Here is a 13,096-nt window from a genome sequence, read left to right as displayed (position 1 = left end):
GTTCTGAGTTAGGTCTATTTTAGGTAATAAGGGTTTTGCTCCAGGTTTGGATTGGCATTGAGTTCACTGTTGAAAACAGGAAAATAATGACTTCGCTTATCCCTCAACTGGTTCAAAATCGAATTCAAATTGGTTTCAGGTGCATTGTCAATGGCCACCTGCAACATCAAATCCAAGTTCTCGTAATCGTTCATCTTGGATACCCTTAGCAAATCAAACCAGCGCTTTCCCTCAAAAGCCAGCTCACGGGCCCTTTCCCGCAAAACATACCGGACAATATCACTTGGAGATGAGGGGTTTTCTTCTGTTGCCCTAATGGCTCCGCCCCTTTCCCTGATTTCTTCCACTATTTCCAGCGCTTCCGCTTCTCTTCCAATTTGAGAAAGTGCCTCAGCCTTCATCAGCATCACGTCAGCCAATCGGTAAACGATCCAGTTGGCATAGGATTCCGAAGCCTCTCTGCGCGTGTTTTCTCCCAAACCAATGTACTTCCAGACTTCCCCGCTGCTCTTAAGGGACACATCAATGCTTCTGCCATCGATATCCTCCGGGAAGTTTACGTTGAACCCATAGATATCCTCCAGGACAGAAGGATAGGCCAGGAACCTTCTACCTTGGACGGTGCTGAACATATTATAGAAAGGATTGTTCTGGGGCGCATCATACTGGATTTCAAAAACACTTTCCACGGAATTGCCTTGTACAAACAGTTCCCTGTACCAGTTTTCCTGCTCCACCAAGGCATAGGGGCCTTCCAGTACCTTGTCGGCTGCAATGGCTGCCTCTTCATAGTTTTCCATCCATAAGTGCACATCAGCCTGCAAGGCATTGACCGCATATTTGGTCATACGTCCTTTGGAAGCTTCCAAAGATTCATGTTGCTCGTAAATATCCTGCTCGGCCAAATCCAGATCTACAAGGATCTGGGCCAACACTTCGGCTGAAGGGGACTTGGCATGGGTCAATTCGTCCTCATCACTGTCTATGGCTTCCGTAACCAGTGGCACATCCCCAAAGGCCCTTACCAGATAGAAATACATCATGGCCCTCAATGCCCTGGCCTCAGCGACATAGTTATTAAGGTCCTCCACCTGAAAGGTTTCATCCGTATCCAATGCAGCGGGTCCGTTTTCAATCAAATTATTGCACAAGCTTATCGTGCCATAAAAACCACTCCAGTCCGCAATGGGATTGGTTGCCTGGATATTGCCAAATATCACCTGGGTATCATTAAAATTCGCCCCGGTGTTCAAAGCGACCATATAGCCCCTCAATTCACCCCAAAGGAACATCTGTTCGGGCACCTGATATCCACGGTAGTCCCCGTTTAGGGAAGCATAGGCTCCCATCAGTGCCGAGCGCACCTGTTCCTTGGTCTTCCAAAAATCCTGCTTGACCACTCCATTGACAGGGCGCAGGTCCAACCAGCTATCGCAGGAAGTGCCCACCCAGGCCATCAGGAGCAGTAATGAATATGATATATATTTTTTAAGCATTGTTGTCTCTTTTAAATCCTCAAATTAGAACCTTGCGTTGATCCCTAATGTCACCGTCTGAGTAGGAGGTGTCCTTGCATTGTCATATCCTATCTGGAAAAGACGGTTGGCATTGGAACTAGTCAAACCTACCTCTGGATCCTGTCCGGTGTAGTTGGTCAGGGTAAAGAGGTTTTCGGTGGTCACATAAAAGCTCATGTCTTTTAGCTGGAGCTTTTCCAGAAATTCGTCCGGAGCGGTATAACGCACCGTCAGCGTCCTGAACCTAAGGAAAGAGCCATCTTCCACGTAGCGGTCAGAGCCCAGCCAGTTATAACCTCTTCGGATCAGTGCCCTAGGCATATCGGTCTCATCACCTGGTCTTCTCCATCGGTTCAATACCGCGGTGTTTTGGTTAGAATACCCGTACATGTTTTCCGTGCTCATTTTCGTACTGTTGACGATATCCACGCCGTATCGGAAGTTGAAGTATCCCGAAATTTGCCAGTTTTTATAGGTCACCCTGGGGCCAAAGCCACCGGTCAATTTCGGATTGGCATCTCCTAACCATACAATATCCCGGTAATCGATATTTCCGTCATGGTTGATATCCTCATACATGGCATCGCCAGGCTGGAATTCATAGGCGATGGTAGGATAATTGAACATCATATGGACAGCATCTCCGTTAGGGCCGGTAATGGCATTGCCATTGGCGTCTTTGGCGATGGTGGCCTCTCCGTCTTTATAGACTCCTTTGTACTTAAAGCCATAGAACGAACCCAATGGATTGCCTTCCTGAATGGTCACATAATAATTGCCATTTGAATTCATGGCCTCCAGGTTGTCGGTTTGATAGAGTTCGGAGATTTCCTGGATGACGTTCTCGTTTCGGGCGATATTGAAATCAAGATTGATCTTCAGATCTTCCGATCTGTAGGGAGTAGTGAGGACTGAAAGCTCCCAGCCCCGGTTGTCCATGGTACCGATATTCATGTCCACAGAAGAGAATCCAGAAGTACTCGGGATACGAAGGTTATCCAAAAACAGGTCTTTGGTACGCTTGCGGTACACATCCACACCGATCACTACCCTGTTTTCCAGCACCTCCAGGTTCAAACCAAAGTTGGTCTGCTGAACCGTTTCCCACTTGTAATTGGTGAGCTCCAAGTTATCGGGCACCACTCCGGTTTCTCCGTTATAGTTCCAGCCAAGACTGGAAAAAGTACTGAAGTGCTGGTAATTGGAACGTGGCGTGTTACCGCTTTCGCCATAACTGGCCCTCAAACTGAATTCGTCCATCCAGGTCAGGTCTTGCATAAATGGCTCTCCAGAAACCCTCCAACGGGCCGAAATACTCGGGAAAGTACCAAAGCGGTGATTTTGTCCGAACTTGGAACTACCGTCTCTTCGGATAGAAGCATTGATGATATAGCGGTCCAAGTAACCGTACTGTGCATTGGCCAGCATCCCGATAGACCGTGATTGACCAGTGGAAGAGGAAAGACTGATATTATCCGTCCTGCTTACTGAGGAAGGATCCTGCAAGAAGGATGAAGCAGAATTGGTCGTCCCTATATAAAGTCCGTCTCCTCGGCTTTCATAAGTGGTAAACATCAACAAGCCCATCAGACTGTGATCTTCGCCCAAATCAGGCGTATAGTACAGCTTACTGAAAGTCTGGGTGATCAAGTTATCCGAATACGAATTGGATGCACGGTTTACATTGGAATTGTTCAGGGGAAGACCAGTGGCAATCTGTGGCAAAAAGTCCTCTGTACGGTTATTGATGATATCAAAGGCTACATCGGACTGGAACATCAGGTCTTCTCGGATATGGTATTGCAGCGTAAACTTAGGAATGATCCGGTTGCTTTCCGTAACGTTAGAAGCCTCTTCTGCCATCGCCAACGGATTGTAGGTACCAGAGAAAGCTCCCTGAATATTGGATTCCGGAGAAAAATAATTCGGTGTCTGGTTACCAAACATATCGAATTCATATACCGACATATTGGGCATTTTTTCGTAGGCCACTGAACGTAAATTCGTTCTCCAGTTCCTGGTAGTAGTAGATTTGGTATAGGCAAGGTCAGTTAAGATTTTGATTTTATCCGAAACCAAATAATCCAAACTCACCCTGGTCGCAAAACGGTCAAATTCGGTTCCCTTAGTGGTACCCACCGATCCGTTTTTGTTAACCGAAACCCGATAACGGGTTTTTTCCCCACCACCGGACAAAGCAATATTATGGTCGGTCATATGTCCCAACTGGGTGATGTGGTCAATCCAGTCGGTATTGTTCCTATAATTGTAGAAGTAATACGGATCTTTGGGATCGTAAGAAAATTCCTTGTTGGCATTGATGTTCAGCGGCACCCCGAAGCTGTTCATATAGCCTTCTGCGATCAAGGTGGAATACTGGTCACCGTTCAGCATAGGAATCTGTTCCGGCTGCTTGGTCACCGAGCCTCTAAAGCTATAGGTAATGGTCGGCTTGCCCTTGGCCCCTCTTTTGGTGGTGATCACCAGGACCCCGTTTGATCCCCTGGTACCCCAAAGGGCGGTAGCAGCGGCATCACGCAAAACGGTAATGGACTCAATATCAGAAGGTGCCACATTCAAGAGCTGGGCATATTCCTGCTCATTGGCATTGGCAAAATCAAAGTTGGAAGTTTCTGTCTGGAAAGGAATTCCATCTACCACGATGAGAGGTTCTGATGAACCATTAATGGAAGATGTACCCCTGATCCGGATGGACATTCCCGCACCGGGGTCACCGGAATTGGAAACAATGTCCACACCGGCCATTCTTCCCTGTAGGGCCTGGTCAATAGAAAGCGCAGACATCTCTTTCAATAATTCCGCATCCACTCTGGTGGCCGAAGAAGTCAGGTCCCTTTCATCGATTTTCATCATTCCCTGATCGATGAGCTTGTCGGCAGTCACCTCAGCCACATCCAGTTCGGAAACATTAAATTCCAATTGAAAGTCAATCTCAGACCGACCGTCAATCGGCACGGTGATGGTTTTATAACCGATAAAGGAGACCCTGATCCGGTTTTGTTTGCTCTTTACCCTTAGGGAATAATTACCGTTGACATCGGTCGCCACCCCACGAAGGGTACGGTTCTCACTGTCCACCTCCACAACGGTGGCACCTATAATGGAAATCTGGTCGTCTTTGTCCAGGATCTGCCCCTTGACGATCTCCAGGGTTTGGGCCTGCGATTGCTGGCCTCTTACCCCCGTGCTTATCAAGGTCAGCCCCATGACAAACCACAAAAGTTTCTTGGTAAAATCTTGCATAAGAAATTGTTTGGTTATCGGGGTTAGTTAGTTTCTAATACACGGTCAATAGAATGCAGCACACAGTAGCTTCCCAGTACATTGCTGTCTGGGATAATAACATTGGCCACATTGCCTTTTTCATCCCTCACCGTCATGGTATAGGGCTTTTGGAATCCGTTGGCACTGTTGTCGATCCTTACTTCTTTGATTTCTCCCTCCACAGTTGCATAGTTGGTGGGGAAATCGGCCCCATTGGCACTGACGATTTTCTTTCCGTCGGGCACGATCACATTTCTAGGGACAAAATGGTATTTGATAAAATTGGAAATGGTCTCTATCTCCCCGGGGTCAGAGGTGGCCGGGTCAGCAGGGAGCACCCCATCATTCACTGCCTGATTGATGGCCTCGTCGGAAGGAATCAAAACAGTGAAAAACTGGCCCAAAGGCACGTCTTCAATGGATAGGGCATTGCTGTTATACAATGGAGAATTTTGCAAATACTCGGCAAATCGGCCAAACTGGGCATTTTCGAAAATCAGTTCTGGGATTACTTTTTCGGTATAGCTTACCAAGCCTTCCGTATAAAAAGCAGGACCATTTGCTGCACTGTAGGTTTCGTCCGTTTTCACCCGAATATTTTCTCCGCTATCGACATTTCCCGAAGCGAAAAACTCCCCGTTTTCGTAGCGGATATATTCCCCTCCAAACGTTTCTAAAATTCCGGATCCGGAAAGGTCATCCAATTCATCAGCACTGCCCAGTTTCAGGATGCATAGCTCCAGCATTCGGTTCAGACGCTCATAGGCCTGCGCGGGCTCACCGTTGTAGGTCCAAGGATTTCTGGCTCCAGGGTCATACTCAAAGCCTGCATCTCTTAATTGCTGATTGGACATTAGAATAAGTCCATAATATTGACCTGGATCAGAAATGGCCAAACGGTAGTTGCTCAACAGTTCCCGCATGATGCTGTACTGGGGATCCAGGTATGGGCGGCTATAAACGGTAAAAAAGAAATTTCCCTCCTGCACTTTATCCGTCCCATAAAAGAGGCCGTTACTCAGTACTTTTCGCTCAGCCACATCCGTAGCCGGGTCAAAACGTGCGGACTCATTCAAGGTATTGTTGATCAGCTCAAACTGGCTTGGCCAAAGTGCTGCCTGCCACATGTGCATGTTGACAAAATCATAAATGATCTGGTCCGGCACATTTTCCAAGCTACCATAAAATTCCAGCAAGACTTCATCCAAGAACTGTTGCAGGGCTTCATTTCTAGGGGCAAAAAGTGTCCAGCTATCAGACTGGGCATCGTTGCCCCCCTGCAGGAAATTCTCATTGTTTGGGGCAAAGGCATATGCGCCGGTAAAGGCTTTGACATGCACCTGCCCGGAAAGGTCGTATACGGGACCATATCGCTCGGTCAACTCAGGGTAGGCCGCCGCATCGTAGCTTACTGCGGTATTGTTTTCACGGGTTCTAAAGCTCATTTCCACTATGGAGCGGAAAAGGCTGTACTCCGAGTTCTGCCCCAGATAATCTGCTATATTCGGCATGGGCTCGATTACTCGGTCCACAGTATGGATATAACCGTTTTCGGCAATGATATTGGATTGGACCACATTGGCATTGGAGATCTGAGCCCCGGTATATGGCCTGTCATAAAAGCCCTCAATATCCTCTGCGGTCAGCTCCATGATGTCCAGATAATGCTGCATAAAATAGGGCAGGTACTTGTTATTATTGTCGTCGAGGTTATAGCTGCCAAAGCCATTTCGGTTGGCTGCAACGACATCCAATTGCTCCCCTTCCACATTTTCCTTATAGACCCCTTTGTAATAAGCGGTCTTTCTGCGGAAAGCAGCCGAAAGTGTATCCTTGCCGGGCCCCATCTGGTAAAAGCCCAGATCCCTGAGATTATAGGCATTGTACACCAGGGAATAGGCTACAATCTCCGAAGCCTTCTCGTCACTGATGTCCTCCACACCGTTCAGGTTGTTCTCTTGGAAATAACGCTCAAAGGCATCATCGGTCGGTGCAAATACCGTCCAATAACCGGCCGTGCTCAGGGTCTGTTTATAACCCGCTTTTTCCACCAAGGCCAGGTAATGGTCAAAATTGCCTCTGAACCGGACAGAGTCTGAGAGCACCTGATAGATCGGGCCCTCCAACCCCTCCGGCCGGGCATAATACTCATCGAACTCTTCCTTACATCCAATAAGGAAAACCCCGGACAAGCAAAAACATGCAAATAGCACTTTTGTAAATCTGTTCATAGATTATTGAGGTTTTGTTAATCAACTATACTTTTATTTATACAGCTTCAAAAAAGCATTTCGAACGATAGCAAAACACCTAAATAGAATTTTACTGTAAGAAGACTTTATCGAAATTTATAAAACTAATTTCCCCAAAGTGTTATGGTTCATACTGGTCGACTTCCCCTACAAACAACCGCCCGAGGCAAAAATTTCACTACTTTCACCACGGTTTCCGGAGCTGGTCCATAGCCCAAACAGCATTTACCAAGCCCTCTTAAAACCATTCAATCTACTGTACTAAATCGGTTTTTTATCCCATGCTCAAAACACAAGGGGTTTGGGCTTATTTTAGCGATAAGTAATACTATTTTTGCGTACATCTACTTTGAAAAAAAATTCTAGACCTGTGTAAGCACGGCACTTCTCTGGTACTAGAACCGTTTATTGAAACCATAACGTAACAGGAAGGCACACCCCCCAGCCCCTCTCAAGAGGGGAGGGCGATCCTGCGTTCAAGAAGGAACCGCTTTCCTTTATGCTGATTGGAGGCGGCGAAAACATTCTCGATATACTGCCCTGGATCCCTGTTTCAAAGCCTAACATTCAATAAAAAGCCGTAACGAAAAGTCTCCTCTTGAGAGGAGATTTAGAGGTGTGTAAATACGGCACTTCTCTTGTACTGAAAGTGGTTTAGTAAAAACCATAACGTAACTGAAAAACACACCCCCCCAGCCCCTCTCAAGAGGGGAGGGCGATCTTGCGTTCAAGAATGAACCGCTGTCCTTTCTGATGATTGGAGGCGGCCAAAACATTCTCGATATACTGCCCTGAACCCCTGTTTCAAAGCCTAACATTCAATAAAATCGGTAACGAAAAGTCTCCTCTTGAGAGGAGATTTAGAGGTGTGTAAATACCGCACTTCTCTGGAACTGAAAGTGGTTTAGTAAAAACCATAACGTAACTGAAAAATACACCCCCCAGCCCCTCTCAAGAGGGGAGGGAGATCCTGCGTTCAAGAAGGAACCATTGGCCTTTCTGATGATTGGAGGCGGCGAAAACATTCTCGATATACTGCCCTGGATCCCTGTTTAAAAGCCTAACATTCAATAAAAAGCCGTAACGAAAAGTCTCCTCTTGAGAGGAGATTGGTTTGTGTATCTATCTCAGAACCCCTATTTTAAAGTAGTTTTTTGTTGCTCACTAATTTTTTGACTTATGAGAAGAAAAATCATTCCTTATAACCCCAGATTAAAACTATTGGCCAGAAAACTTAGGAACAAGAGTACCAAAAGCGAAATCAGACTCTGGAGGTACCTGAAAGGCAAGCAAATGATGGGGTATGATTTCCACAGACAGAAACCCCTGCTAAATTTTATTGCCGATTTTTTTTGTCATGAACTGATGCTGGTCATTGAATTGGATGGATATACCCACCTATTTGAGGAAACCATAGCAAAAGATAGACATAAAGATGCGATGTTAAAGAAGTCAGGCATCACCGTATTGCGTTTTACAGACAACCAAGTTAGGGATGATATAGACAATGTCTTAAGAACCATTGAGAATTACATCTTGGACAAAGAGGAGATTTAGAGGTGTGTAAATACCGCACTTCTCTGGAACTGAAAGTGGTTTAGTAAAAACCATAACGTAACTGAAAAACACACCCCCAGCCCCTCTCAAGAGGGGAGGGCGATCCTGCTTGCGAAGGAGAGGCCTAGCCATTATGCTGTTTGGAGGTAGCGAGGACATGGATTAAGTGGATTTGGCGCTGGGAGCAATTTAAAGTTAAATTCCCCAAAGGAAGTACTCCAGAGCAGGATGGGATATAATGAAAAATAATTCTATTTTCGCTCTTGGTGCAATTTATTACTTGGAACAACATGTCCCGGATACCTGTATTCTCATTTCCCCTGCTGCTTTGCCTGATCCTATGCATCATAGGGCCTGGGCATGCACAAAAAGCACCGCTTAAATTCGACCAACTGACCGTAAATGATGGCCTGCCCCAAAACTCCATCTATGCCATTGCAAAGGACAAATATGGTTTTGTATGGTTCGGCACCTGGGGAGGTGCGGTACGCTATGATGGTTACAATGTGAGAGTTTTCCGGGCCCAAGAAAATGACAGCACGGCCCTTTCCGACAATCGGATCAATGCCATCGTTTCGGATTCATTAGAAAATATATGGATTGCAGTGGAACCCCACGATTATGTTTATAAGTACAACTACGAAAAGGAAACATTCAAACACTATCCCCCAGAGCTAGTACCCGCCAGTGTGAGCAAAAAAATAAGAGACCGTTTTTGGTTTTGGAGAAAACGGGCAGAAAACGAGCATTATATTTGGCTAACCTCCTATGAAGGGCTGCTGCAAATCAACCGGAGCACCGGAGACACCCTCATCTATCGCGCCGACCCGAGTGACCCGGGATCCCTTTCGGATGACCTGGTCAAGGACGTTTTCCTCGATGACACTGACCATCTCTGGGTGGGCACCCAATCCCGCGGCATCAACCATGCCGATTTGAAAACCAAACCGTTTTTCAACTACTACAAAGATCAACCAGGAAAAGGTTTGGTGGACAATGTGGTGCGTGCAATTTGTATGGACCAAAAAGGCCGATTATGGGTAGGATCCGAAAACCAAGGGATCACCTTAATAACATCCACAAAAGAGGGGACAGCTTATTCCTATATTGGCAAAGACAAGCTCATCGATCCACAAATCCGCTCCCTATTCAGTGACAGCCACGGTGTCATCTGGATAGGAACCAAAAGGGGACTGACCTATTATAATCCTCAAAATGATTCCTTTACCGATTGTAGTACAGAAGACATGTGTCACCGGAATGTCTTTGATGTCACCGAAGATCTTCAAGGGAATATTTGGGTAGCCACCTTTGACGGCTTGGCCCTTTATGATAAAGAAAGCGATGAGTTTCATTGCCTGAGCAACGAAATTGACCTTGCCGGAAAACAGATCATGGACCTTTATGTGGACCGCAAAAACCAACTGTGGATAGCCACGGAGGATGGAGGCCTCAGTAGGCTGGTAAGAAGCCAAGACCCCGAAAAGGAATTCAAGGTCACCAATTACACCCATCAGGAAGGCAAAGAAGAAAGTCTTGCCGGAAACCGGACCTATTCCCTCACAGCAGACCATCAGGGCAATATTTGGATCGCCACAACTTCGGGACTGAGCCGGTTCAACCCCAAAGACAGCACTTTCCATAATTTCACCATAGAGAACGGCCTTACCAATGAACTCACCATGGCTGTGGCCTATGATGGAGATCAGTCCGTTTGGGTCAGCCATACCAAGGGGCTGACAAAAGTGGATATCCTCAGTGGAGAAATGCATCACTTCAATATCCACGATGGACTCCAAGGCAATGAGTTCAAACAAAATGCAGTTTACTATCATCCGGAAAAAGGCAGGCTCTACTTTGGTGGCTCCAATGGCCTCACAGCCTTTACCCCCGAACAAATCGAGATCAATACCCATCCCCCAAAGATGGTCCTGACCCAACTAAATGTACTGCACCAGGACCTTAACCCAGGGGATAAGGTCAATAAGCACATTATCTTGGACCGATCCTTACTCACCACAGACCAAATCACCCTGACCTGGTGGGACAAGACTTTCCGCTTGGAATTTGCGGCCCTGCATTATGCCAACCCCTCGAGCAATAAGTACAAGTACATGCTCGAAGGATACGATCAGGACTGGATTGATACAGATGCTTCCAGGCGCTTGGCATCCTATTCCAACCTCCCCGCCGGTGACTATACCTTTAAAGTCTACGGAGCCAACAGTGACGGGGTGTGGAGTAAGGATCCTGCCACGCTGAAGATCAAGGTACTGCCTCCTTGGTGGCTGAGCTGGTGGGCCATCAGCCTTTATGTTCTGGCAGCCTGTGCCCTGGCATGGTTTATTTTCCGCTATCTTAACTCCAAAATCCAAATCAGAAAAAAGGAAGCCGTTCATCAGGCCAAGCTGCATTTCTTCACCCAAGTATCCCATGAATTCCGGACGCCCCTTACCTTGATCATTGATCCCTTGGAGAGGCTGATGGCCGAAAAGCCCAAAAAGCAAAAGGCTGGCCACTATTATCAGCTGATGCACCGTAATGCCAAACAGCTGCTGATGCTGATCAACCAGCTGCTGGATTTCCGCAAGGTGGAATCGGGGCATTTACAGTTAAATTTACAACAGTCCAATATCGTATCATTCGTCAGAGGGCTTGCTTCCTCTTTTGAGGAAATGGCAAAAAAACGCCAGATCATTTTCAAGGTGGAGACCGGAATGGATCAATGCATGATGCCCTTTGATGATGTCAAACTGACCATGATCCTGAACAACCTCCTGTCCAATGCCTTTAAATTCACACCGGATCATGGACAGGTCACCTTAAGCGTCAGTTTTGCAACAGCCTCCCAAAAGGGCATTCTCATAAAAGTAAAAGATACAGGCCACGGCATTTCCAAGGAAGAACAGGAGAAAGTCTTTGGGGTATTTTACCAGGCCAATAACAATCAGGAACAGAACAAAGGCTCCGGCATCGGACTTAGCCTGACCAAGGAATTGGTCAGCTTACACAAAGGAAAAATCACGATTGAAAGTGAGGTCGGACAAGGCACCTGTTTCACGGTTTTCCTGCCCAAACTCCAGTACACTACACCTATCCCGGTATCAGATGTACCTTCCGAGCAAGAAATCTATGGCCAAGAACATATAGATGAACCACAGGTCTCCCAAGCCAACAACCCGAATCTACCCCTGGTTTTGGTCGTGGATGACAATACCGACATCCGGACTTATATCGAATTGCATCTTAAAGAAGACTACCGCATTATCTCGGCCACAAACGGCCTGGAAGGCTTGGAAAAGGCCATTGCGGAAATCCCCGACCTGGTCATCAGTGATGTCATGATGCCTGATATGGATGGGCTTCAGCTTTGCCGAAAACTGAAACTGGATGAGCGCACCAGCCATATCCCTGTCCTTTTGCTAACTGCCCGGCAATCCGATGAGTCCAAAACCGAAGGTTATGAAACCGGAGCCGATGCCTACGTGACCAAGCCCTTCAACACCACCGTGCTCTTGGCTCAGATCCAAAACCTTCTGGAACAACGAAGGCGCTTGCGTGAGCTGTTTACCAAGGGGTCAGCCATAGAGTTTAAAAAGATCGCTGTCAACCCAACCGATGAACTCTTCCTTGACAAAACACGACAGCTGATAGAAGACAACCTGGAAACCGAAAACCTGGACATCGACTCTTTGGCAGCGCAACTGAACATGAGCCGTTCCCAGTTTTATCGAAAAGTGAAGGCACTTACCAATAAATCAGCTTCGGATTTTGTGACCACCTTCCGCATGAACAAAGCTTCGGAATTTCTGCTGAGCAAGGAATACAACGTGTCCGAAACGGCCTATAAAGTAGGCTACAGTGTGCCCAATAATTTCACCCGTGCTTTTATCAAACATTTTGGGATCAGTCCTAGCCAATACCTCAAAGAAAACACCAACTAACTGTTTAACAACACATTAAACAACCATCTTTTTTCTAGTATGTTCAAAAATGATAGGTTTCTGAACGATTTGGACAGCCCCAAAAAGCGGATTTTGGCCAAATTGACTTAAAGTTTAGAACTTCTAAGTTTAGGGTTAATAACATTGGTTATGTCCTCATGGTCGTTAAGGCAATTGACCAGGAAAAATACGTTCTGCGTGCTCGCGAAATGGTTTCTTTCCATGTCTGCCTCCCATGGGGATTTTATTTTTTTAAGGTTAACCACATGGAAATAATAGTAGGAATTGTTCAATGGCCGGAAGAGCCCTTTCGAGGGAAACTGCCAAGTTTTAACCAAAAAGCACTAAACGTTCGCCAAAGGAGAAAGCTTAATTGTCTAAAAAAAGCTTTTTAAATGAAGAAGAGTGATTTCCCAATTCCTCATAAAAAACAATACGATTATCCGTAATTACACCAGCAAATTTATTTCTCACGGATTTCACAGAATTACACGGAATTAAAAATCTTTTCTGTGGGCCCCTGTGCCTTCTCCGCCACGGC

5 protein-coding genes are annotated in these 13,096 nt (G+C 46.4%); 2 read left to right on the top strand and 3 right to left on the bottom strand.

Annotated elements, in window-relative coordinates; all coding sequences use genetic code 11:
- Positions 1-14: 14 nt before the first annotated feature.
- From ACYVAA_RS06210 to ACYVAA_RS06200, 3 genes are read right to left on the bottom strand one after another with little or no spacing between them, the layout of a single operon-like run.
- Positions 15-1,496 (bottom strand): RagB/SusD family nutrient uptake outer membrane protein, encoded by a 1,482-nt coding sequence (locus tag ACYVAA_RS06210; RefSeq protein WP_460539586.1) that lies wholly within the window; start codon positions 1,494-1,496, stop codon positions 15-17.
- 24 nt (positions 1,497-1,520) lie between these two features.
- Positions 1,521-4,781, bottom strand: coding sequence for a SusC/RagA family TonB-linked outer membrane protein (locus ACYVAA_RS06205; protein ID WP_460539583.1), 3,261 nt, complete (start codon positions 4,779-4,781; stop codon positions 1,521-1,523).
- 23 nt (positions 4,782-4,804) lie between these two features.
- Positions 4,805-7,033 (bottom strand): fasciclin domain-containing protein, encoded by a 2,229-nt coding sequence (locus ACYVAA_RS06200; RefSeq protein WP_460539581.1) that lies wholly within the window; start codon positions 7,031-7,033, stop codon positions 4,805-4,807.
- A gap of 1,200 nt (positions 7,034-8,233) precedes the next feature.
- Between ACYVAA_RS06200 and ACYVAA_RS06195 the strand changes: the two genes are divergently transcribed.
- Together ACYVAA_RS06195 and ACYVAA_RS06190 are read left to right on the top strand one after the other, a co-directional pair.
- Complete coding sequence (locus ACYVAA_RS06195; protein ID WP_460539579.1) at positions 8,234-8,611, top strand: endonuclease domain-containing protein; 378 nt, start codon at positions 8,234-8,236, stop codon at positions 8,609-8,611.
- 290 nt (positions 8,612-8,901) lie between these two features.
- Positions 8,902-12,555, top strand: coding sequence for a hybrid sensor histidine kinase/response regulator transcription factor (locus tag ACYVAA_RS06190; protein ID WP_460539577.1), 3,654 nt, complete (start codon positions 8,902-8,904; stop codon positions 12,553-12,555).
- Positions 12,556-13,096: the final 541 nt, after the last annotated feature.

It is taken from the genome of Echinicola sediminis (assembly GCF_054777495.1).
The sequence above is the reverse complement of the archived record's forward strand: the minus strand, read 5'-3'. Positions and strand labels throughout refer to the sequence as shown.